The organism is Klebsiella sp. 64 (assembly GCF_018223915.1).
GTDB lineage: Bacteria > Pseudomonadota > Gammaproteobacteria > Enterobacterales > Enterobacteriaceae > Klebsiella > Klebsiella pneumoniae.
The window spans coordinates 1-21,858 of record NZ_JAGRQZ010000018.1 but is presented as its reverse complement, the minus strand read 5'-3'; the positions used below and the strand labels follow the sequence as shown (position 1 = coordinate 21,858).

Sequence of the window (21,858 nt, the reverse complement as noted above, 5' to 3'; positions counted from 1 at the left end):
TTGCGTTAACTCAGAGGTCGTCAACGTAACCGAGACTGCGCAGGGCGCGCTCGTCATCGGCCCAGCCGGATTTCACTTTCACCCACAGCTCGAGGTGCACCGGCGCTTCAAACATCTCCTGCATGTCCTTACGCGCTTCGATACCGATGGTTTTAATTTTGGCGCCTTTGTTGCCAATCACCATCTTTTTCTGCCCTTCGCGCTCGACGAGGATCAGGCCGTTGATATCGTAACCGCCGCGCTCGTTGCTGACGAAACGTTCGATTTCCACGGTGACGGAGTACGGCAGCTCAGCGCCGAGGAAACGCATCAGTTTTTCACGGATGATTTCGGAGGCCATAAAGCGTTGTGAGCGATCGGTAATATAATCTTCCGGGAAGTGATGGATCGCTTCCGGCAGATGCTTACGCACGATCGCCGCGATGGTATCAACGTTGGTGCCGGTTTCCGCTGAGATCGGTACGATATCGAGGAAATTCATCTGGCTGGCGAGGAACTGCAGGTGCGGTAACAGATCCGCTTTTTCCTGCACGTTATCCACCTTGTTGACCGCGAGGATCACCGGCGCTTTCGCGTCGCGCAGCTTGTTGAGCACCATCTCGTCGTCCTGCGTCCAGCGAGTGCCTTCCACCACGAAGATGACCAGTTCCACGTCGCCAATCGAACTGCTGGCCGCTTTGTTCATTAAGCGGTTAATGGCACGCTTCTCTTCCATATGCAGGCCCGGAGTATCAACGTAAATCGCCTGATACGGCCCTTCGGTATGGATACCGACGATGCGGTGACGGGTGGTCTGCGCTTTACGGGAGGTGATCGAGATCTTCTGCCCAAGCAGCTTATTCAACAGCGTGGATTTGCCAACGTTTGGACGACCCACGATGGCGACAAACCCACAATAACTTTTTTCTTCGCTCATTCCAGCTCCAGCTTTTTCAGCGCCTGTTCGGCGGCAGCCTGCTCCGCCTTACGACGGCTGGAACCTGTGCCAACCACCGGTTCACTCAGGCCACTGACCTGGCAGTGGATAGTAAATTCCTGATCGTGCGCTTCGCCGCGAACCTGGACCACCAGGTAAGACGGCAGCGGCAGATGACGTCCCTGCAGATACTCCTGCAGACGCGTCTTCGGATCCTTTTGCTTATCGCCCGGACTGATTTCGTCCAGACGGGTCTGGTACCAGGAGAGGATTAAGCGTTCAACGTTCTGAATATCACTGTCGAGGAAAACCCCGCCAATTAACGCTTCAACGGTATCCGCGAGAATCGATTCGCGACGGAAACCGCCGCTTTTCAGCTCTCCCGGCCCGAGGCGCAGACACTCGCCCAGCTCAAACTCGCGGGCGATCTCCGCCAGCGTGTTGCCACGCACCAGCGTCGCGCGCATACGGCTCATATCGCCTTCATCGACACGAGGAAAGCGATGATACAGCGCATTCGCGATCACGAAACTTAAAATGGAGTCACCTAAAAATTCCAGGCGCTCATTATGTTTGCTGCTGGCACTGCGGTGAGTTAATGCCTGTTGCAACAGCTCCTGATGATGAAAAGTGTAGCCCAGCTTTCGTTGAAGCCGATTAATTACGATGGGGTTCATGCGTTACCAATAAATGAATGCGTCAAAGATGCAGCACACGAAACCGACCTGAGCATTCGCTTCAAACAGTAATTTGAAACAGACCAATACGCTTTCGTGTGCAGTGTCACCCGGCAGAGCGACAACCAAAAACTTCGGGGGGATATTCTATACGCAACGACACGGGATGTCGTTAGTTTGAATGGATTTAAATACTAAATAATTCACGCCGCTGCGATAACAGCAGCGACGTGAATTCAGCAGAGGAAATTAATGAATTCCACCAATGCGCGATAACCGCACGCCGGTCGGCCATTCACCTTCCTGCTTTTCAAAACTCATCCAGATAGCGGTTGCTTTTCCGACCAGGTTGGCTTCCGGCACAAAGCCCCAGTACCGGCTGTCGGCGCTGTTATCCCGGTTGTCGCCCATCATGAAGTACTGACCGGGCGGCACAATCCAGGTGGCCAGCGGCAGACCGGACTGATGGTAGTACATCCCAACCTGATCCTGGGCAATCGGCACCATCAGAATTCGGTGCGTCACGTCGCCCAATGTCTCCTGACGCTCGGTAAGACGAATGCCGTCGGCTTTGGTTTCGCCCTTCGGCAACTGCCAGAAACCGCTGCTCGCTTCGCCGCCGTTGCTGCGGGAGAAGGTCTGAACAAAATCGCTCGGCTCCACGTTGGAATAGGTCACCGGCAGCGCGTTGCCGCAGGCCTGTCCGGAACTGCAGCCCGGCTGAATAGTGACCTGTTTGGCAACCGGATCGTAGGTGACCTTATCACCCGGTAACCCCACCGCGCGCTTAATGTAGTCCAGACGCGGGTCTTCCGGATATTTAAATACCACGATGTCGCCGCGCTTCGGATGGCCGGTCTCGATCAGCGTTTTCTGGTAGATAGGATCTTTAATGCCGTAGGCAAATTTCTCCACCAGAATAAAATCGCCGATGAGCAGCGTTGGCATCATCGAACCTGAAGGGATCTGGAAAGGCTCATAAATAAATGAACGTACCACCAGAACGATCGCCAGCACCGGGAAAACCGATGCGCCGGTTTCCAGCCAGCCCGGTTTCGGGCCGACTTTCTTCAGCGTCTTCTTGTCCAGTTGCTCGCCGGTCGCTGCCTGAGCAGCGGCCTGACGTTCACGACGTTTCGGTGCAAAAATGAACTTGTCCAGGCACCATAAAACGCCCGTCACCAGGGTTGCAATCACCAGGATCAGGGCAAACATGTTCGCCATGCCAACTCCTTAGGGTTATTTGCCGTCTTTACCAACGTGCAGAATGGCGAGGAACGCTTCCTGCGGCAGCTCAACGTTACCGACCTGCTTCATACGCTTCTTACCTTCTTTCTGCTTCTGCAGCAGCTTTTTCTTACGGCTGACGTCGCCGCCGTAGCATTTCGCCAGGACGTTTTTACGCAGCTGTTTCACCGTAGAGCGCGCGATAATGTGGTTACCGATGGCCGCCTGAATCGCGATATCGAACTGCTGACGCGGAATCAGATCTTTCATCTTTTCCACCAGCTCGCGGCCGCGATACGGCGCGTTATCGTTGTGGGTGATCAGCGCCAGCGCATCGACGCGTTCACCGTTGATCAGCACATCGACGCGAACCATGTTCGACGCCTGGAAGCGTTTGAAGTTGTAGTCCAGCGACGCATAGCCGCGGGAGGTGGACTTCAGGCGGTCGAAGAAGTCGAGAACCACTTCCGCCATCGGAATTTCATAGGTCAGCGCCACCTGTTTACCGTGGTAAACCATGTTGGTCTGCACCCCACGCTTCTCGACACACAAGGTAATCACGTTGCCGAGGAACTCCTGCGGCAGCAGCATGTGACACTCGGCGATCGGCTCGCGCAGCTCCTGAATATTATTCAGCGGCGGCAGCTTGGACGGGCTGTCGACGTAGATAACTTCTTTGGAGGTGGTCTCTACTTCGTAGACTACCGTTGGCGCGGTGGTGATCAGGTCGAGATCGTATTCACGCTCCAGACGCTCCTGAATGATCTCCATGTGCAGCAGGCCGAGGAAGCCGCAGCGGAAGCCGAAGCCCAGCGCGGTAGAGCTTTCCGGCTCGTAGAACAGAGAGGCATCGTTAAGGCTCAGTTTGCCCAGCGCGTCGCGGAAAGCTTCATAATCATCGGAGCTCACCGGGAACAGGCCGGCATACACCTGCGGTTTCACCTTCTTAAAGCCAGGCAGCGCTTTGTCTGCCGGGTTGCGGGCGGCGGTCAGGGTATCGCCCACCGGCGCGCCGAGGATGTCTTTGATCGCGCAGACCAGCCAGCCTACCTCGCCGCATTTCAGCTCGGTACGGTCAACCTGTTTCGGGGTGAAGATGCCCAGACGATCAGCGTTATAGACCTGGCCGGTGCTCATGACCTTGATCTTGTCGCCCTTGCGCATGGTGCCGTTTTTAATCCGCACCAGCGACACCACGCCGAGGTAGTTATCGAACCAGGAGTCGATAATCAGCGCCTGCAGCGGCGCGTCCGGATCGCCTTCCGGCGGTGGGATATCGCGCACCAGACGCTCCAGCACGTCGGTCACGCCGACGCCGGTTTTCGCTGAGCAGCGCACCGCGTCGTGGGCGTCGATCCCGACGATATCTTCAATCTCGTCCGCTACGCGCTCAGGGTCGGCCGCAGGCAGGTCGATCTTGTTGAGTACCGGAACCACTTCGAGATCCATCTCCATGGCGGTGTAGCAGTTGGCCAGGGTCTGGGCTTCTACCCCCTGCCCGGCGTCTACCACCAGCAGCGCGCCTTCGCACGCGGCAAGAGAACGGGAAACTTCATAAGAGAAGTCCACGTGGCCCGGGGTGTCGATAAAGTTCAGCTGGTAGGTCTCACCGTCGCTGGCCTTATAGTCCAGGGTGACGCTCTGCGCCTTGATGGTGATCCCGCGTTCGCGCTCAAGATCCATGGAGTCCAGAACCTGGGCTTCCATTTCACGATCAGAAAGGCCACCGCAAATCTGGATGATACGGTCAGACAGCGTCGACTTACCGTGGTCGATGTGAGCGATGATCGAAAAGTTACGTATATTCTTCATATTTAGAGTTAATTATGCCTTACGAGTATCATGAGGCCGCTGTACTGTGCCTGACGTTTTTTAATCCGAAAACGCCGCATTCTACACTACATCCGCGAAACCAGGAAATGCTGTTAGATCCAGCATACCCGCAGAAATTGTGGCGTTGTAACAGGAAAGGTAAATAAAGATAAGGGCCAGTGAAATCACTGGCCCATGTCGGAGGAAGGCGTATCAACACGCAGCAGATCCGGCGGCAGTGCGACGTTCAAAATCACCGGCTGCCAGGACTGACGTGCCGCCAGTCGCGGCGACAGACCGCGCGCCACCAGGAAGCCGCCGACGCCGCCCAGCAGCGCGCCGCAAAGTGACGCAATATCGCTGGCAAACAGCACCTGAAAAATAGACGCCATTACAAACAGCCCCGCCAGCGGCGCCATATACACCAGCATCGCTGAGCCCAGCAGGCTGCTTTCAGCGATCCCCAGCTCCACTTTTTGCCCCGCGGCCAACGGCTGCTCGCAGGGCACGCTAATGGTATGGCTGGTCTGCGGCCCCAGCTTGTTTAGCACCCGGCTACCACAGCCGGCACGGGAGGCGCAGCTGCTGCAGGAGGCTTTAACGTCGCAGTGCACCTGCGCCACGCCGTTATGCCAGGAAACCACGGTAGCCCACTCTTTAATCATTGTACTGCCTTGAATTTAATACTGTCAGAGATACGCTTCGCCGTCTGCGGCGGCAGCTCACCCACTACGGTTATCTCCGCGTTATCGCGCACCGTCGTGCTGACGGTGCGTCGGCCGGTGCGCAACAGCTGGTCGCTGCTGGCCGCCGTGGCGCGGTTGATATTGATCGAGAAGCTGAACAAGCCGTCGGAATAGAGACGTGATTCTACCGGACCGTCAAAGGTGGGAAGACGGCGCTGGCTGCTGGAAACCTCAGTCACGCCTTGCGGGAGCCACGTCGGCGCCCAGTTGAAGTTGGCTTTGTCGCCTCCTTCAGGCACCGACAGCTGCGGCGGCAAATTCGCTTTTGCCAGCGTCTCCATGCTGGCGCTGACGTTATCGCCAACGTTGAAGGAGACGACCCGGAACTGCTCCAGCGTTTCCCCGTCGCGGTCGAGCAAATCGACGCGCAGCGGCAGCTTGGTTTCAGCATCCAGCCAGGCGATAAAGCTGTAGCGCGTGCCGTCGCGAGCCACGACGCGGATCACGTCGCAGAGGCGGTCAGCGATACGGGTACGGCCCACGGAGATAAAATCATACGCCGCGGAGAGGCGTTTGAAATCGCTATATACCAGCGATGGCAGCGAATCGACGATATAGTCGCCGTTCAGGGTGAACGGATCGAGACCGGGTTCAAAATAGCTGATTTCCGTGCCGCGCAGGACCACTTCCCGGCGCGGACCGTCCAGCTGCAGCAACTGCGCCAGCGGTTGGTTGTTCAGTCGCGCGTGACGATAGCGCAGCGACTCAACGCCTTGTTTGCTGATGCTAACAAAAGACAGCTCATAATTGAGAGACTGGCTGGCCAGGTTCATCTGCTGCAACAACGCCCCGGACGATGTATCAGCCGAGGCGTTGACAGAGAACAACAGGCTGCCTGCCATGAGCGACATGGCACACCAAAGTTGCTTCATTACTGCGATTGTGTTCCTAAAGTTTGATAGCCCGGTACCTGGACTGCGGCCTGCTGAGTCTGGGCCTGGCCAAACTGAAGCTGCTCAGCGTGCAGGCGGCGCTGCAGTTCGTAGTCCTGCAGCATGGCGTTAATTCGGCGGCGCTGTTCCTGGACCTGCGCCTGCTGGCCGCTTCCCGCTGACGCGTCAGCCGGCACGCCAAGACTTACCGGGCTTGCTTTACCCATCATGGGCAGCGTATTGAACACCGGCGCTTCTGGCTGCTGAGCGGAATCAGACTGACCATTATAGTGCTGGACGCCGACGATAACCGCAAGCGATACACAGGCGGCAACGCCCATTTGAGTCAGGGAGCTGGCCCATGGACGCACCTTGTTCCAGAACGGCATCTGCCGCCACTGATGCGGCGCGGGCTGAGATTCAGGAATAAGCGGCGCCGTCTGACGAACGGGCTCATTTTCAATGGCGGCCATCACCCGGGCGGAGATATCAAATTGCAGCACCTCAGCGGTATCGCCACGCAGCGTATCGCGGATAAGGTGATAACTCTCCCAGGTTTTTTGCATCTCAGAAGAACGACTCAGCTCGTTGAGCAGTTCGTTATCCAGCGTTTCACCATCCATTAAAGCCGAAAGTTTTTCTTTCTGCATGCCTGATACCCTTTTCCAGTATTCCGCTATCGTCAACGCCTGATAAGCGGTTGAACTTTATTATCAATAGCTTCTCGCGCCCGGAAGATACGCGAACGCACCGTCCCAACCGGACAATCCATGATAGCGGCTATCTCTTCATAGCTCAGGCCATCCAGCTCCCGTAACGTAATTGCCATGCGTAAATCTTCCGGGAGCGATTCAATGGTACGAAAAACTATTTGTCTCAGTTCTTCTGACAACATTAAGTTCTCAGGGTTCGAAATTTCTTTCAACGCCCCGCCGCTTTCGAAGTTTTCCGCCTCGTTGGCGTCAACATCGCTGGACGGCGGACGGCGCCCCTGAGCAACCAGATAATTCTTCGCCGTGTTGACGGCGATACGGTATAACCAGGTGTAAAAAGCGCTATCTCCCCGGAAAGAGTCCAGCGCACGCCATGCCTTAACGAACGATTCCTGAACAACGTCAGCGATATCGCCCGGCGGTACATAGCGGGAAACCAGGCTCGCGACCTTATGCTGATAGCGCACTACCAGCAAATTAAACGCTTTCTGATCTCCTTTCTGGACCCGTTCAACAAGGACCTGATCCGTTAACTGCTCGCTCATCCGAGGTAATGTCTCCCCAAACCCAATTCCCATGCGTCTTCAAAACACCACCCAAAATCTGCATTATGAGCAAGCTGACTGTTGGAGTGCATGAAAACAATAAAGTTCCGTTACGCTTTTTGTTTTTTGTCTGGCAACGGCGGCAGATCGTTATCAATCATTATATGCCCAGGTTGCTAAACGATAGGTAAGTCAATAAGAAAAAGCGCAGGCCCGTCTGAAGGGTATCGTAACACGCCGTTTATTTCACTATAAAATCCAATGCCATCAACCTTCCCCGCGTCTCATTTTCAGCGCGCAAGACGCCGTTTCCGTTCGCCTTTTGTTTAGCCGTCACAACAGCAGACAAAAAAATTGTACGATTCCTCACGGACCGGTGCTATTGTGAGCTAAATGTGTTTAGTAAATTAAACAAAGACAATGAATACCACTCCTGACTTCTCTTGTGATGTGTTGATTATCGGCAGCGGCGCTGCCGGTCTTTCCCTTGCCCTGCGCCTGGCTGAGCACAGTTCGGTGACCGTGCTGAGTAAAGGGCCGATCAGCGAAGGTTCGACGTTCTACGCCCAGGGTGGGATTGCCGCCGTCTTCGATGAGACGGACAGTATTGAATCCCATGTCGAAGATACCCTCATCGCCGGCGCGGGGCTCTGCGATCGTCATGCGGTCACCTTCGTCGCCAGCAACGCCCGATCATGCGTCCAGTGGCTTATCGATCAGGGAGTGCTGTTTGACACCCAGGTCCAGGCCAATGGCGAAGAGAGCTATCATCTCACGCGCGAAGGGGGGCACAGCCATCGGCGCATTCTTCACGCCGCCGACGCCACCGGCAAAGCGGTAGAGACGACGCTGGTCGATAAAGCGCTTGCCCATCCTAATATCCGCATCCTTGAGCGCAGCAATGCCGTCGATTTAATCGTATCGGATAAGATTGGCCTGCCGGGCACCCGCCGGGTGGTCGGGGCATGGATCTGGAATCGTAATAAAGAGCGGGTGGAAACCTGCAGCGCGAAAGCCGTAGTACTCGCTACCGGCGGGGCCGCGAAGGTTTATCAATATACCACTAACCCCGACGTCTCTTCCGGAGACGGGATTGCGATGGCCTGGCGGGCGGGATGTCGGGTGGCGAATCTGGAGTTTAACCAGTTCCACCCCACCGCGCTATATCACCCCCAGGCGCGTAATTTCCTGCTTACTGAAGCGCTGCGCGGCGAAGGCGCCCACCTTAAACGCCCGGATGGCACCCGCTTTATGCCGGACTTTGACGAGCGCGGCGAGCTGGCCCCGCGCGATATCGTCGCCCGCGCCATCGACCATGAAATGAAGCGCCTGGGCGTAGACTGTATGTTCCTTGATATCAGCCATAAACCCGAGGCGTTTGTTCGCCAGCATTTCCCGATGATTTATGAAAAGCTGCTCGGCCTGGGAATTGATTTAACCAAAGAGCCGGTGCCGGTCGTCCCCGCCGCGCATTACACCTGCGGCGGCGTGATGGTGGATGATAATGGCCGCACCGACGTCGATGGTTTATACGCCATCGGCGAAGTTAGCTACACCGGGCTGCACGGCGCGAATCGTATGGCGTCGAACTCGTTGCTGGAGTGCCTGGTCTATGGCTGGTCCGCCGCGGAGGATATTGCCCGGCGCCTGCCGCTCGCCCAGAAGGTCGCCACGCTGCCAGCATGGGATGAAAGTCAGGTGGAGATCCCGGATGAACTGGTGGTTATCCAGCACAACTGGCACGAACTGCGCCTGCTGATGTGGGATTACGTGGGGATTGTGCGCACCACCCGCAGGCTGGAGCGCGCCCTGCGGCGCATTACCATGCTCCAGCAGGAGCTGGATGAGTATTACGCCCGCTTCCGCGTCTCGAATAATTTGCTGGAACTGCGCAATCTGGTGCAGGTGGCGGAGCTTATCGTACGCTGCGCGATGTTGCGTAAGGAGAGCCGCGGTCTGCATTATACCCTCGACTATCCGCAGCCGCTGCCTGACAGCGGCCCGTCGATACTCTCGCCCCTGGCTCACATAAAGAGATAAAAGTCCTCGGTCAGAGCGGTAAAGCCTTCCGAATATTGCTGCTCTGGCCCGCGGATCGCCAGCCTGTCGCTGAAACACTCCCCTGCCGTCGGGGAGAAAGCCAGCAGCACCCGATGCGGCGGTCGCAGCTCGGTCTCCGCCACGTCAGTACGCAGTCGCAGATGCCAGCCCATCGCCCTTGCCCGTTCGATGAACGCATTACCAATATCCACCGGCAACACCACGCAAAAAAAACCTTCTTCGGTAATATGCTCTGCGGCACAGGTCAGCAGGGAGGCGTGATCGAGCGTAGTGGTGTACCGCGCCTGCTCTCGCTGCGAGGTCGCGCATGGCACGCCTTCGGCAAAAAAGGGCGGATTACTGATTATCAGTTCATAGCGTCGAGTTTGCGACGGCTGCCACTGATGAATATCGGCCTGCCAGACCTCAATCCGCGAAGCCCACGGCGACGCGAGGGCGTTTTCCCGCGCCTGAGCGGCGGCCTCTTCGTCCAGTTCTACCGCCTCGACATGCACATCATCTCCGGTACGCTGCGCGAGCATCAGCGCCAGCAAGCCGCTGCCCGCGCCAATATCCAGCACATGCTTCACTCCGGCAATCGGCGCCCAGGCGCCCAGCAAAATGCCGTCGGTACCCACCTTCATGGCGCAGCGATCGTGAGCGACAAAGAACCGTTTGAAGGTAAAACCATTGCGCGGCAGCGCAAACTTCGACTGAGACATCCTCAATAACCTTGCCGACAAAAACTCCTGAACCTAAGGCTATGCACAATACCGGAGAACAGATAGCCTTACAAACAGATGAACATTACGTCAGTAACGTCTATAATCGGCGGCCCACTCAGAGGTAGAACATGACTGTAACGACTTTTTCCGAACTTGAACTCGACGAAAACCTGCTGGAAGCCCTCCAGGATAAAGGTTTCACTCGCCCGACAGCCATTCAGGCCGCCGCTATTCCGCCTGCGCTCGATGGCCGTGACATTCTCGGTTCAGCGCCGACCGGCACCGGTAAAACGGCGGCGTATCTGCTGCCAGCGTTGCAGCACCTGCTCGATTTCCCGCGTAAGAAATCCGGCCCGCCGCGCATTCTTATCCTGACGCCGACCCGTGAGCTGGCGATGCAGGTAGCCGACCACGCCCGCGAGCTGGCGAAGCATACCCATCTGGACATCGCTACCATTACCGGCGGCGTGGCGTACATGAACCACGCGGAAGTGTTCAGCGAAAACCAGGACATCGTAGTCGCCACCACCGGTCGCCTGCTGCAATATATTAAAGAAGAGAATTTCGACTGCCGCGCCGTCGAGACCCTAATCCTCGATGAAGCCGACCGCATGCTGGATATGGGTTTTGCCCAGGATATCGAAACCATCGCCGGTGAAACTCGCTGGCGCAAGCAGACTATGCTGTTCTCCGCGACGCTGGAAGGCGATGCGATCAAAGACTTCGCTGAGCGTCTGCTGGAGGAGCCGGTTGAAGTTTCCGCCAATCCGTCAACCCGCGAGCGTAAGAAAATCCATCAGTGGTACTACCGCGCCGACGATATCGAACATAAAACCAAACTGCTGGTGAATCTGTTGCAACAGCCGGAAGCCACCCGCGCTATCGTGTTTGTGCGTAAGCGTGAGCGCGTGCATGAGCTGGCTAACTGGCTGCGTGAGGCCGGGATTAACACCTGCTGGCTGGAAGGCGAGATGGTGCAGGCCAAGCGAAACGAAGCTATCAAGCGCCTGACCGACGGCCGCGTCAACGTGCTGATCGCCACCGACGTCGCTGCCCGCGGTATCGATATTCCGGACGTCAGCCACGTCTTTAACTTCGATATGCCGCGTACCGCGGATACCTACCTGCACCGTATCGGTCGTACCGGCCGCGCCGGTAAAAAAGGGACCGCCATTTCTCTGGTCGAGGCTCATGACCACCTGCTGCTGGGTAAGATTGGTCGCTATATTGAAGAGCCGTTGAAAGCCAGAGTTATCGATGAACTGCGCCCGACGACCCGTGCGCCGAGCGAGAAGCTGACGGGTAAGCCATCGAAGAAAGTGCTGGCGAAGCGTGCGCAGAAGAAAAAAGATGAAAAAGAGAAACCGCGGGTGAAGAAGCGCCACCGCGATACGAAAAATATCGGTAAGCGCCGGAAGCCAAGCGCGGCCGGGACGCCATCAGCGTCCAGCGATGAGTAAAAAAAACGCCGGGATATCCCGGCGTTTTCACATCTGGCGTTAGCCTTACAGGCTTTCGGTAAAGGTACGGGCGATAACGTCGCGCTGCTGTTCCGGCGTCAGAGAGTTGAAGCGTACCGCGTAGCCGGAAACACGAATGGTCAGCTGCGGATATTTTTCCGGATGCTCAACCGCGTCCAGCAGGGTTTCGCGACGCAGCACGTTAACGTTCAGGTGCTGACCGCCTTCGACGCGCACTTCCGGTTTCACGTCCACCGGGATTTCACGGTATTCGATTTCACCCAGTTTACTTACCGCAACCACATCATCTTCCGCAAAACCACCTTTGGCGCACAGGCAGCGCGCTTCGCCTTTTTCGCTATCCAGCAGCCAGAAAGAGTTGAGCAGGTCGTCGTTTGCCGCTTTAGTAATTTGGATACCAGTAATCATTTGATGCCTCCCAGGCAGTGTTTATTCGATTTTGGCCTCTTCGCGGCCAATTGGTAAAACCATTGTTGTATGAGTGTATATATATCAGCCGCCCCCTCGGCATTCCTTGATATAAATCAATAAAAACCACTCACCCAACGTGGGTATAGGAGGTTTTTATTGTTTTACATCAAGTTACGCCATTGTGAGCTATAAATAATTTTGTAAATTTTCAATTTTTTTTGCATAAAAGCTGGTATCAAGCCGTGCCGATTTTGTTCTATAGAAAGAAGCCGTTAAGCTATAGCGATGACCCTTTTGCAGGAGAGCAAGATGACCACCCCTTTAACCTGGCATGACGTGCTGGCGGATGAAAAGCAACAACCCTATTTTCTCAATACTCTGAAGACCGTCGCCGAAGAGCGCCAGTCGGGGATTACCATCTATCCACCGCAAAAAGACGTCTTCAATGCGTTTCGCTTTACTGAACTGGGCGATGTCAAAGTCGTCATTCTCGGCCAGGACCCCTATCACGGCCCGGGTCAGGCCCATGGTCTGGCGTTCTCAGTTCGTCCGGGCGTCGCGATCCCGCCTTCGTTGCTGAATATGTATAAAGAGCTGGAGGCCACGATCCCCGGCTTTACCCGCCCCACCCACGGTTATCTCGAAAGCTGGGCACGACAGGGCGTGCTGCTGCTGAATACGGTCCTGACCGTCCGCGCCGGACAGGCGCACTCGCACGCCAGTCTGGGCTGGGAGACCTTTACCGATAAGGTTATCGCTTTAATCAATGAGCATTGCGAGGGAGTAGTTTTTCTGCTGTGGGGCTCCCATGCGCAGAAGAAAGGCGCGATTATCGATCGTCAGCGCCACTGCGTGCTGAAGGCGCCGCATCCATCACCGCTCTCTGCGCATCGCGGCTTCTTTGGCTGCAACCATTTCGTACAGACCAACCAGTGGCTGGTTGACCGCGGCGAAACGCCGATCGACTGGATGCCGGTCCTTCCCGCTGAAAGCGAGTGATTGACAGCCATAAAAAAAAGCCAGCATCAGCTGGCTTTTTTGCATTCAGGCAGGCGAATCACGCCTTGTTCTGACGCCACCATTCCGCCAGCAGGACGCCGGTCGCCACAGAGACGTTCAGGCTTTCAACGTTGCCGGTACCGTCGATGGCAACGCTGAGATCGGCGCTGGAAATCGCCGCATCGGACAGACCATCACGTTCCTGGCCTAACGCCAGCACCATTTTCTTCGGCAGCTCGGCTTTAAACAGCGGGGTACCATTATGGCTGGACGTTGAGACAATCGCGTAGCCCGCTTTGCGGAACTGATCGAGGGTATCGATAAAGCTGTCGCCAGTGATCGGTTCAACATGCTCCGCACCGCCCTCCGCCGTACGGATCGCCGCCCCGGACTCCAGCACGCCAGCATCCTGAACCACCACGCCCTTCACGCCAAAGTGCGCGCAGCTGCGCATGATCGCCCCGAGATTATGTGGGTTACCCACATCTTCCAGCGCCAGAACGCAATCTTCTTCCCCGGCCTTCGCGACCCATTGAGCAACAGAAGTGCCGTGGCGTTTTTTGATCAGGAAGCAGACGCCGCCGTGGTGCTCGGTGCCGGAGGCTTTCGCCAGCTCGGCTTCGTCCACCACGTGATAGGCCTTACGGTTGGCCGCCATCCAGCGCAGCGCCTCTTTAAAGCGCGGCGTCACGCTCTGAATAAACCAGGCGCGAACGATAGCTTCCGGACGGCTCTGGAACAGCGCCTGGCAGGCGTTTTCGCCATATACGCGGGTCTCTTCCGCACGCTGACGACGCAGCACTTCCGGATCGATAAAGCTCTTCCCGCTGATCCCGCCGTGATCTTCTTTTACCGGCGTCTCATCGCCAGGAGCGCGGGAAACGGTACGCCACGGAGACGCATCGTCGCGATGAAAATCATCGCGTTTGCGATCGTCACGCTTACGGTCGTCACGTTTGCGATCGTCGCCGCGGCTGTTTCGTTCGTCACGCGCAGGGCGGCTGCGGCCGTCAACACGAGATTTTCCTGGACGACCTCCCCCTTTCCCGGTACGTGGGTTATGGGTGCGTTTGTCAGAATCATCATCACTGCGGACATACATCACTTTGACCTTGCCGCTTTTATTTTTCAGTTCGTCGCTCATCAATTTTCTCCACCTGCGCTGCGCGAAGCGCGCAGATTACCCGATGTGCCATCGCTTCGCCATGATTTCGTTTAAAAGCCGGCCTCTATTGCACTCATCGAACAAAACGCATTGTCCTCAAATAACACTTCATCGATAATATGTAACATCACAGAAACATATCGGCCAAGTGCCACGTTGCAACCCATAACCAGAGGTTAGTTATGAATACCGTTTGTGCCAGTTGTCAGGCTCTGAACCGCCTCCCGGACGATCGTAGCGCGGATGGCGCAAAGTGCGGACGCTGCGGTCACGATCTTTTTGACGGCGACGTCATCAACGCGACCGGGGCAACGCTGGATAAACTCTTGAAGGACGATCTGCCGGTCGTTGTCGATTTCTGGGCGCCATGGTGCGGACCCTGCCGTAGCTTCGGGCCGATCTTTGAAGACGTCGCGGAAGAGCGTAGCGGGAAGATGCGTTTTGTGAAAGTCAACACCGAAGCGGAACGTGAGCTTAGCGCCCGGTTTCGTATCCGCAGCATCCCGACCATTATGATGTTCAAAAATGGCGAAGTGATCGACATGCTCAATGGCGCAGTGCCAAAAGCGCCATTCGATAGCTGGCTTAACGAAGCCGGCCAACAATAACCCTTCCGGGGCACCGCTTGTGCCCCGTTTTCACCTCTGCGACAATAGCGTTTTTCACTAGCGACTCCCATGACTGATAACGCTGTCCTTCGCCTGCGCGCCGAACGTCTCGCGCGAGCTACCCGCCCTTTCCTTGCGCGCGGCAATCGCATCCGCCGCTGCCAGCGCTGTCTGCTGCCGCTCAAGCAGTGCCTGTGCGCCACGTTAACCTCAGCGCAGGCCGCCAGCCGCTTCTGCCTGGTGATGTTTGATACGGAACCGATGAAGCCCAGCAACACTGGCCGGCTCATCGCCGATATTCTGCCAGATACCGAAGCGTTTCAGTGGTCGCGTACCGAACCGCCGCAGGCGCTGCTCGATCTGGTCGCCCATCCTGATTATCAGCCCATGGTCGTATTTCCGGCCTCCTATGCCGGGCCGGATCGCCAGGTCCTGAGCGCGCCGCCGTCCGGTAAACCGCCGCTGTTTATCATGCTCGACGGCACCTGGACCGAAGCGCGCAAAATGTTCCGTAAGAGTCCTTATCTCGACGCGCTGCCGATTATCTCCGTCGATCTGTCGCGCATCTCTGCCTACCATCTGCGCGAGGCGCACGCCGACGGACAATATTGTACCGCGGAAGTGGCCATCGCCCTGCTGGATCTGGCGGGCGATGCCCCGGCCGCCGCTGCGCTTGGCGAGCACTTCACCCGCTTCCGGACCCGCTATCTGGCGGGAAAAACCCAGCATAAGGGCAGTATCACAGCGGGCCAGGTGGAAAACGTTTAAAATCATTCGGTCACTGGGATGAAAGGAGACCGGTATGAGCCAACGAGGCCTGGAAGCGCTGCTGCGACCAAAGTCCATCGCCGTTATTGGCGCATCAATGAAGCCGCAGCGCGCTGGCTATCTCATGATGCGCAACCTGTTAGCCGGCGGCTTCAATGGCCCGGTGATGCCGGTCACCCCCGCCTGGAAGGCGGTTCTTGGGGTACTGGCATGGCCTACCATCGAGAGCCTGCCGTTTACCCCGGATCTGGCGGTGCTCTGTACTAACGCCAGGCGTAATCTCGAATTGCTCGAAGCCTTAGGGCAAAAAGGCTGCAAGACCTGCATCATCCTCTCTTCGCAGCCGGAACAGTACCCGGCGCTGCTCGAATGCGCCGCGCGCTATCAGATGCGTCTGCTCGGCCCCAACAGTCTCGGACTGCTGGCCCCATGGCAAGGGCTGAACGCCAGCTTTTCACCGGTGCCGATCCATCGCGGTAAACTGGCCTTTATCTCGCAGTCGGCCGCCGTCTCCAATACTATCCTTGACTGGGCGCAACAGCGCGAGATGGGTTTTTCCTACTTCATCGCCCTGGGCGATAGCCTGGATATTGATGTCGATGACCTGCTGGACTTTCTGGCCCGCGACAGCAAGACCAGCGCCATTTTGCTGTACCTCGAGCATCTCAGCGACGCGCGCCGCTTTGTCTCCGCCGCGCGCAGCGCTTCGCGAAACAAACCTATCCTGGTGATTAAAAGCGGCCGTAGTCCGGCGGCGCAGAAGCTATTGCACGCCAATTCCGGGATGGACCCGGCATGGGATGCGGCCATTCAGCGCGCTGGTCTGCTGCGGGTGCAGGATACCCATGAGCTGTTCTCTGCGGTGGAAACGCTCAGCCACATGCGCCCGCTGCGCGGTGAAAAACTGATGATCGTCAGCAACGGTGCGGCGCCGGCGGCGCTGGCGCTGGATGAGCTTTGGTTGCGAAACGGTAAGCTGGCGGCTCTCAGCGAGGAGACGCGCGACGCCCTGCGCCAGGCGTTGCCGGTTGGCGTGGAGATCGCCAACCCGCTGGATCTACGCGATGACGCCAGTAGCGAACACTATCAGCGGGCGGTGAATGTTTTGCTCAACAGTCAGGACTATGACGCGCTGCTGGTGATCCACTCTCCCAGCGCCGCCGCGCCGGGCACCGAGAGTGCCCTGGCCCTGATTGACGCTCTGAAGCATCACCCGCGCGGTAAATATGTCACCGTACTGACCAACTGGTGCGGCGAATTTTCCTCTCAGGAAGCGCGACGTTTATTCAGCGATGCCGGCCTCCCTACCTACCGTACGCCGGAGGGCACGATCACCGCTTTTATGCATATGGTGGAATACCGTCGCAACCAGAAACAACTGCGCGAGACGCCGGTGCTACCAGACTCCTTAACCGCCAATACCAGCGAGGCGCATGCTCTGCTGCAGCAAGCGATAGAAGACGGCGCCACCACGCTGGATACTCACGAGGTCAGCCCGGTGCTTCGGGCCTATGGCATCCACACGCTGCCAACCTGGATTGCCGCTGACAGCGCGGAAGCGGTGCATATCGCTGAGCAGATAGGCTATCCGGTTGCGCTGAAGCTGCGTTCTCCGGATATCCCGCACAAATCAGAAGTACAGGGGGTCATGCTCTATTTGCGTACCGCCGCCGAGGTGCAGCAGGCTGCAGATGCGATGATCGATCGCGTCAAACTGGCCTGGCCCCAGGCGCGCATCCATGGATTGCTGGTGCAAAGCATGGCCAATCGCGCTGGCGCCCAGGAGCTAAGAGTAGTGGTTGAGCACGATCCCGTCTTCGGCCCGTTGATTATGCTGGGCGAGGGCGGCGTGGAGTGGCGGGCCGAGGACCAGGCCGCCGTGGCGCTGCCGCCGCTGAATATGAACCTGGCGCGTTATCTGGTGATCCAGGCGATCAAAAATAAGAAGATCCGCGGCCGCAGCGCCTTGCGCCCGCTGGATATCGCTGGCTTAAGCCAGCTGCTGGTTCAGGTCTCGAACCTGATCGTCGACTGCCCGGAGATCCAGCGCCTGGATATTCATCCCCTGCTCGCCTCCGGCAACGAGTTTACGGCGCTGGACGTTACCCTGGGGCTTGCTCCCTTCAGCGGCGACAGTGAAAGCCGTCTCGCTATTCGTCCCTATCCGCACCAACTGGAGGAGTGGGTGGTGATGAAAAATGGCGATCGCTGTCTGTTCCGGCCGATCCTCCCGGAAGATGAGCCACAGTTGCTCGCATTTATCGCCCAGGTCACCAAAGAAGATCTCTATTATCGCTATTTTAGTGAGATCAACGAATTTACCCATGACGACTTAGCCAATATGACCCAGATCGACTACGATCGAGAAATGGCGTTCGTTGCCGTCAGGACCAGCGCAGAGAAGAGCGAGATCCTCGGCGTGACGCGGGCGATCTCCGATCCCGATAATATTGACGCCGAGTTTGCCGTTCTGGTCCGTTCAGATTTAAAAGGGTTAGGCCTGGGGCGAAGGTTGCTGGAAAAGCTGATCGCCTATACGCAAAGCCATGGCCTGCGGCGCCTTAATGGTATTACGATGCCAAATAACCGAGGCATGATAGGCCTCGCCAGAAAGCTGGGATTCACCGTCGATATTCAGCTGGAAGATGGGATTGTCAGCCTGTCGCTGCCCCTGAATCAGGGATAATCGCGCGACGCTGACCGCAATTGTTGACCACATTAGCGGGTAGTAATGGTATTATTGCCCGCTTACGTCGTCTGCATGGTACAGAAGACCCTTCAATAAACAGAGAAGAAACGCACTGTGATGTTGTCAAAATTTAAGCGTAATAAACATCAACAACACCTTGCCCAACTCCCTAAGCTTTCTCAGTCAGTTGATGATGTAGAGTTCTTTTACGCCCCTGCGGAATTCAGGGAAGCGTTACTGACCCGGATTGCCCACGCCACTCAGCGTATATGCATTATTGCGCTCTATCTGGAGCAAGATGATGGCGGAAAAGGAATTTTGCAGGCCCTTTATGACGCCAAACGCCAGCGTCCGGAACTGGATGTCCGCGTTCTGGTGGACTGGCACCGCGCTCAGCGTGGCCGTATCGGCGCCGCCGCCTCTAATACCAATGCCGACTGGTATTGTCGGATGGCCAATGAAAATCCAGGGGTAGATATCCCCGTTTACGGCGTGCCGATTAACACTCGGGAGGCGCTCGGCGTTCTCCATTTCAAAGGCTTTATTATTGATGACTGCGTCCTCTACAGCGGCGCCAGCCTGAATGATGTTTATCTGCATCAGCATGATAAGTATCGCTATGATCGCTATCAGTGCATCCGTAACGGCAAAATGGCGGACATCATGTTCGACTGGGTCGACAACAATCTGGTTCAGGGGCGCGGCGTTAACCGTCTCGACAGACCGGATCGGCCAAAAAGCCCGGAAATCAAAAACGACATTCGCCAGTACCGTCAGGAGCTCCGCGACCGCAGCTACCATTTTGTCGGCACCGCTGGTGACGAAGAACTCTCCGTCACCCCGCTGGTAGGCCTGGGTAAATCGAGCCTGCTGAATAAAACCATCTTTCACCTGATGCCCTGTGCCGAACACAAGCTGACGATCTGCACCCCCTACTTCAACCTCCCTGCCGTACTGGTAAGAAATATCATCCAGCTGCTGCGCGATGGAAAACAGGTGGAGATTATTGTCGGCGATAAAACGGCTAACGATTTCTACATTCCTGAAGATCAGCCGTTTAAAATCATCGGCGCCCTTCCCTATCTGTATGAGATCAACCTGCGGCGTTTCCTCAGCCGGCTGCAGTATTATGTCAATACCGATCAGCTGATCGTCCGCCTGTGGAAGGATGATGATAACAGCTACCACCTGAAAGGCATGTGGGTTGACGATGAGTGGATGCTGCTCACTGGCAACAACCTGAACCCGCGCGCCTGGCGGCTCGATCTGGAAAACGCCATTCTGATCCACGATCCAAAGCGGCAGTTGGGGGCCATGCGGGAGAAAGAGCTGAAGCTCATCCGCACCCACACCACGGTAGTGAAACATTATCGGGATCTGCAAAGTATCGCCGACTATCCGGTGAAAGTGCGAAAACTGATCCGCCGCCTGCGGCGGATCCGCATTGACCGGCTGATCAGCCGTATTCTCTGACTATCAGCCCCGCCTCGACGGGGCTTTTTTCTGGAAGCGCTATGCGTACGATAATAGTGATTGCTTCGCTGCTGTTAACCGGCTGCAGCCACATGGCAAATGATGCATGGTCCGGTCAGGACAAAGCCCAGCATTTTCTGGCCTCAGCGATGCTCTCTGCCGCTGGCAATGAATATGCGCAACATCAGGGTTACAGCCGGGACCGCAGCGCCGCTATCGGCCTGATGTTTTCCGTCAGCCTTGGCGCCTCAAAAGAGCTTTGGGACAGCCGCCCGGCTGGGAGCGGCTGGAGCTGGAAGGATTTTGCCTGGGATGTCGCCGGCGCGACCACCGGCTACGCTGTATGGCAGTTGGCTCATCAGTAAGCGTTACAGACGCAACCCCTTCCCTTTGCGATGCAACATCAGGGAGACAAGGAAGGCAATGGCGGCCATCACCGTCACATACCAGTAGAACGCGTGCTCTATCCCTGCCGACTTAAGCGACAGCGCGACGTACTCCGCAGAGCCGCCGAACAATGCGTTCGCGACGGCATAGGACAACCCGACCCCAAGCGCGCGAACCTGAGCCGGGAACATCTCTGCTTTCAGGATGCCGCTGATCGAGGTATAGAAACTGACAATCAGTAAGGCGCAGATCACCAGGCCGAAGGCGGCATAGGGTGAGCTCACTTTTTGCAAGGCGCTGAGAATAGGCACGGTAAATAACGTCGCCAGCACGCCAAAGCACAGCATGGAGGTCCGGCGGCCAACTTTATCCGAGAAGGCGCCGAATAGCGGCTGAACCAGCATATAAACGAACAGCGCCGCGGTCATGATCACGCTGGCGGTGCTGGCCGTCATGCCCGCCGTGTTGACCAGATACTTTTGCATATAGGTGGTGAAGGTGTAGAAGGTCAGCGATCCGGCGGCGGTAAAGCCTAACACCATCGCAAAGGCCCGGCGATTGCGCCACAACCCTTTAAATGAGCCAGCCTCTTTCAGCGCCCGGGTCTCCTGCTTCGAGGTTTCGTCCAGCTGGCGACGCAGCCACAGCGCGACGATAGCCAGTACCGCCCCGAGGGCAAAAGGAATACGCCATCCCCAGGCATGGAGATCTTCATCGCTAAGCACCTGCTGGAGCGCCACAACCACTAATACAGCCAGCAGTTGACCACCAATCAGCGTAACGTACTGGAAGGAGGCATAGAAGCCTTTCTTTCCCTCCACCGCGACTTCACTCATATAGGTCGCACTGGTGCCGTATTCTCCGCCAACAGACAGCCCCTGGAACAGACGCGCCAGCAGCAGCAGCGCCGGGGCCCAGGTGCCGATCACCGCATAACCCGGCAGACAGGCAATCACCAGTGAGCCAAAGCACATCATGCAGACCGAGATAAGCATGGACGTTTTACGTCCCCGGCGGTCAGCGATCCGACCAAACAGCCATCCACCGATAGGACGCATCAGAAATCCGGCGGCAAATACGCCTGCCGTTTGCAGCAGTTGGGTGGTGGTATTTCCGGATGGAAAGAAGATGTGCGCGAAATAGAGCGAGCAGAATGAGTAAACGTAAAAATCAAACCATTCAACCAGATTCCCCGAGGAAGCGCCAACAATTGCCCAAATACGACGACGGGTATCGGCCAGTTCCGGCGCGCCCCGTTCGGTAATGCTACTTTCTGTCATTGTTATATTGCTCCAGCAAAGACTGCAATCTGTCTTGTCGGGCGTACCACGTCACGCAGACAAATTAATTAGTAAACTAAATGTTATATAATTGTTATATTTTTATATGTGATTGGATTCACATTTTTTTTCGCAAGCACGGTTTTCGCGATCATCGCCAGCGCAGGGGCAGGGAAAAAGTGGATTATGGCGAAGGGATTGCCATGACGGGGTTTTATTTTGCGTTGAAAGGAGATAATGGAGCGAACATGGCGTAATTTTCGCCGGAGGCGGTGCTGCGCACTTTGTCCGGGGTACGGTTTTGTAGCCCCGGTAAGCGCAGCG

21 protein-coding genes are annotated in these 21,858 nt (G+C 56.7%); 8 read left to right on the top strand and 13 right to left on the bottom strand.

The genetic code is table 11. The features are described 5' to 3' along the window. Positions 1-10: 10 nt before the first annotated feature. The 9 genes from era to rseD form a co-directional block, all read right to left on the bottom strand. Positions 11-916: a GTPase Era gene (gene era / locus KHQ23_RS13495; protein WP_002914063.1), complete on the bottom strand. Its 906-nt coding sequence runs from the start codon at positions 914-916 to the stop codon at positions 11-13. Beyond that, positions 913-1,593, bottom strand: coding sequence for a ribonuclease III (rnc, locus tag KHQ23_RS13490; protein ID WP_002914065.1), 681 nt, complete (start codon positions 1,591-1,593; stop codon positions 913-915). Before rnc ends, era begins: the two co-directional genes overlap by 4 nt. Positions 1,594-1,842: 249 nt before the next feature. Next, positions 1,843-2,817, bottom strand: a complete 975-nt coding sequence (lepB, locus tag KHQ23_RS13485) for a signal peptidase I (RefSeq protein WP_002914067.1) — start codon at positions 2,815-2,817, stop codon at positions 1,843-1,845. Positions 2,818-2,832: 15 nt separating this feature from the next. Next, entirely contained in the window at positions 2,833-4,632 is a 1,800-nt protein-coding gene (gene lepA / locus KHQ23_RS13480; RefSeq protein ID WP_002914069.1) for a translation elongation factor 4, read from the bottom strand. A 185-nt stretch (positions 4,633-4,817) separates the two neighbouring features. Beyond that, on the bottom strand, positions 4,818-5,297 hold the full coding sequence (gene rseC / locus KHQ23_RS13475; protein ID WP_004144354.1) for a SoxR-reducing system protein RseC: 480 nt from the start codon (positions 5,295-5,297) through the stop codon (positions 4,818-4,820). After that, complete coding sequence (gene rseB, locus KHQ23_RS13470) at positions 5,294-6,250, bottom strand: sigma-E factor regulatory protein RseB (protein WP_002914070.1); 957 nt, start codon at positions 6,248-6,250, stop codon at positions 5,294-5,296. Before rseB ends, rseC begins: the two co-directional genes overlap by 4 nt. Beyond that, a complete protein-coding gene (gene rseA, locus KHQ23_RS13465; protein WP_002914072.1) occupies positions 6,250-6,900 on the bottom strand; it encodes an anti-sigma-E factor RseA in 651 nt (216 codons plus the stop codon). Before rseA ends, rseB begins: the two co-directional genes overlap by 1 nt. Before the next feature lie 32 nt (positions 6,901-6,932). Continuing rightward, entirely contained in the window at positions 6,933-7,508 is a 576-nt protein-coding gene (gene rpoE / locus KHQ23_RS13460) for an RNA polymerase sigma factor RpoE (RefSeq protein WP_002914074.1), read from the bottom strand. Further along, on the bottom strand, positions 7,505-7,600 hold the full coding sequence (gene rseD / locus KHQ23_RS26625; protein ID WP_121980491.1) for a rpoE leader peptide RseD: 96 nt from the start codon (positions 7,598-7,600) through the stop codon (positions 7,505-7,507). The genes rpoE and rseD overlap by 4 nt, the downstream gene beginning before the upstream one ends. 328 nt (positions 7,601-7,928) lie before the next feature. Between rseD and nadB the strand changes: the two genes are divergently transcribed. Further along, positions 7,929-9,548: an L-aspartate oxidase gene (nadB, locus tag KHQ23_RS13450; RefSeq protein ID WP_004180927.1), complete on the top strand. Its 1,620-nt coding sequence runs from the start codon at positions 7,929-7,931 to the stop codon at positions 9,546-9,548. Here nadB and KHQ23_RS13445 read toward each other — a convergent pair. Continuing rightward, entirely contained in the window at positions 9,533-10,270 is a 738-nt protein-coding gene (locus KHQ23_RS13445) for a tRNA1(Val) (adenine(37)-N6)-methyltransferase (RefSeq protein ID WP_002914079.1), read from the bottom strand. The genes nadB and KHQ23_RS13445 overlap by 16 nt on opposite strands. Before the next feature lie 131 nt (positions 10,271-10,401). On the opposite strand from KHQ23_RS13445, the gene srmB reads away from it, so the two are divergent. After that, a complete protein-coding gene (gene srmB, locus KHQ23_RS13440) occupies positions 10,402-11,733 on the top strand; it encodes an ATP-dependent RNA helicase SrmB (RefSeq protein WP_002914082.1) in 1,332 nt (443 codons plus the stop codon). Between the two features lie 45 nt (positions 11,734-11,778). Here the strand turns inward: srmB and grcA are convergent, their stop codons facing one another. After that, positions 11,779-12,162: an autonomous glycyl radical cofactor GrcA gene (gene grcA, locus KHQ23_RS13435; protein WP_002914084.1), complete on the bottom strand. Its 384-nt coding sequence runs from the start codon at positions 12,160-12,162 to the stop codon at positions 11,779-11,781. Between the two features lie 312 nt (positions 12,163-12,474). Between grcA and ung the strand changes: the two genes are divergently transcribed. Then, the gene (ung, locus tag KHQ23_RS13430; protein WP_002914088.1) at positions 12,475-13,164 is read left to right on the top strand and encodes a uracil-DNA glycosylase; all 690 of its coding nucleotides are present in this window, start codon (positions 12,475-12,477) and stop codon (positions 13,162-13,164) included. Positions 13,165-13,222: 58 nt separating this feature from the next. Here the strand turns inward: ung and KHQ23_RS13425 are convergent, their stop codons facing one another. Further along, positions 13,223-14,308 carry a tRNA/rRNA methyltransferase gene (locus tag KHQ23_RS13425; protein WP_002914089.1) on the bottom strand — a complete coding sequence of 362 codons (1,086 nt, stop codon included), beginning with the start codon at positions 14,306-14,308 and terminating at the stop codon, positions 13,223-13,225. Between the two features lie 203 nt (positions 14,309-14,511). On the opposite strand from KHQ23_RS13425, the gene trxC reads away from it, so the two are divergent. The 5 genes from trxC to KHQ23_RS13400 all read left to right on the top strand — a co-directional run bounded on the left by trxC (position 14,512) and on the right by KHQ23_RS13400 (position 20,232). After that, a complete protein-coding gene (trxC, locus tag KHQ23_RS13420; protein WP_032434918.1) occupies positions 14,512-14,937 on the top strand; it encodes a thioredoxin TrxC in 426 nt (141 codons plus the stop codon). 69 nt (positions 14,938-15,006) lie between these two features. After that, a complete protein-coding gene (gene tapT, locus KHQ23_RS13415; protein WP_002914092.1) occupies positions 15,007-15,705 on the top strand; it encodes a tRNA-uridine aminocarboxypropyltransferase in 699 nt (232 codons plus the stop codon). A 34-nt stretch (positions 15,706-15,739) separates the two neighbouring features. Beyond that, entirely contained in the window at positions 15,740-18,391 is a 2,652-nt protein-coding gene (gene pat, locus KHQ23_RS13410) for a protein lysine acetyltransferase (RefSeq protein ID WP_015958811.1), read from the top strand. Positions 18,392-18,511: 120 nt separating this feature from the next. Next, complete coding sequence (gene pssA, locus KHQ23_RS13405) at positions 18,512-19,867, top strand: CDP-diacylglycerol--serine O-phosphatidyltransferase (RefSeq protein WP_004180947.1); 1,356 nt, start codon at positions 18,512-18,514, stop codon at positions 19,865-19,867. Positions 19,868-19,908: 41 nt separating this feature from the next. Then, entirely contained in the window at positions 19,909-20,232 is a 324-nt protein-coding gene (locus tag KHQ23_RS13400) for a YfiM family lipoprotein (protein WP_002914095.1), read from the top strand. Between the two features lie 3 nt (positions 20,233-20,235). Here KHQ23_RS13400 and KHQ23_RS13395 read toward each other — a convergent pair whose 3' ends face one another. Continuing rightward, positions 20,236-21,534, bottom strand: coding sequence for an MFS transporter (locus tag KHQ23_RS13395; RefSeq protein ID WP_004144368.1), 1,299 nt, complete (start codon positions 21,532-21,534; stop codon positions 20,236-20,238). Positions 21,535-21,858 lie beyond the last annotated feature (324 nt).

Bases quoted from the DNA above. Each gene is read 5' to 3' on its own strand.
- pat (WP_015958811.1), top strand. From the start codon at position 15,740: ATGAGCCAACGAGGCCTGGAAGCGCTGCTGCGACCAAAGTCCATCGCC.
- nadB (WP_004180927.1), top strand. From the start codon at position 7,929: ATGAATACCACTCCTGACTTCTCTTGTGATGTGTTGATTATCGGCAGC.
- KHQ23_RS13425 (WP_002914089.1), bottom strand. From the start codon at position 14,308: ATGAGCGACGAACTGAAAAATAAAAGCGGCAAGGTCAAAGTGATGTAT.
- tapT (WP_002914092.1), top strand. From the start codon at position 15,007: ATGACTGATAACGCTGTCCTTCGCCTGCGCGCCGAACGTCTCGCGCGA.
- ung (WP_002914088.1), top strand. From the start codon at position 12,475: ATGACCACCCCTTTAACCTGGCATGACGTGCTGGCGGATGAAAAGCAA.
- KHQ23_RS13400 (WP_002914095.1), top strand. From the start codon at position 19,909: ATGCGTACGATAATAGTGATTGCTTCGCTGCTGTTAACCGGCTGCAGC.
- rseD (WP_121980491.1), bottom strand. From the start codon at position 7,600: ATGCACTCCAACAGTCAGCTTGCTCATAATGCAGATTTTGGGTGGTGT.
- pssA (WP_004180947.1), top strand. From the start codon at position 18,512: ATGTTGTCAAAATTTAAGCGTAATAAACATCAACAACACCTTGCCCAA.
- srmB (WP_002914082.1), top strand. From the start codon at position 10,402: ATGACTGTAACGACTTTTTCCGAACTTGAACTCGACGAAAACCTGCTG.
- rnc (WP_002914065.1), bottom strand. From the start codon at position 1,593: ATGAACCCCATCGTAATTAATCGGCTTCAACGAAAGCTGGGCTACACT.
- rpoE (WP_002914074.1), bottom strand. From the start codon at position 7,508: ATGAGCGAGCAGTTAACGGATCAGGTCCTTGTTGAACGGGTCCAGAAA.
- rseB (WP_002914070.1), bottom strand. From the start codon at position 6,250: ATGAAGCAACTTTGGTGTGCCATGTCGCTCATGGCAGGCAGCCTGTTG.
- rseA (WP_002914072.1), bottom strand. From the start codon at position 6,900: ATGCAGAAAGAAAAACTTTCGGCTTTAATGGATGGTGAAACGCTGGAT.
- trxC (WP_032434918.1), top strand. From the start codon at position 14,512: ATGAATACCGTTTGTGCCAGTTGTCAGGCTCTGAACCGCCTCCCGGAC.
- KHQ23_RS13395 (WP_004144368.1), bottom strand. From the start codon at position 21,534: ATGACAGAAAGTAGCATTACCGAACGGGGCGCGCCGGAACTGGCCGAT.
- lepB (WP_002914067.1), bottom strand. From the start codon at position 2,817: ATGGCGAACATGTTTGCCCTGATCCTGGTGATTGCAACCCTGGTGACG.
- lepA (WP_002914069.1), bottom strand. From the start codon at position 4,632: ATGAAGAATATACGTAACTTTTCGATCATCGCTCACATCGACCACGGT.
- era (WP_002914063.1), bottom strand. From the start codon at position 916: ATGAGCGAAGAAAAAAGTTATTGTGGGTTTGTCGCCATCGTGGGTCGT.
- grcA (WP_002914084.1), bottom strand. From the start codon at position 12,162: ATGATTACTGGTATCCAAATTACTAAAGCGGCAAACGACGACCTGCTC.
- KHQ23_RS13445 (WP_002914079.1), bottom strand. From the start codon at position 10,270: ATGTCTCAGTCGAAGTTTGCGCTGCCGCGCAATGGTTTTACCTTCAAA.
- rseC (WP_004144354.1), bottom strand. From the start codon at position 5,297: ATGATTAAAGAGTGGGCTACCGTGGTTTCCTGGCATAACGGCGTGGCG.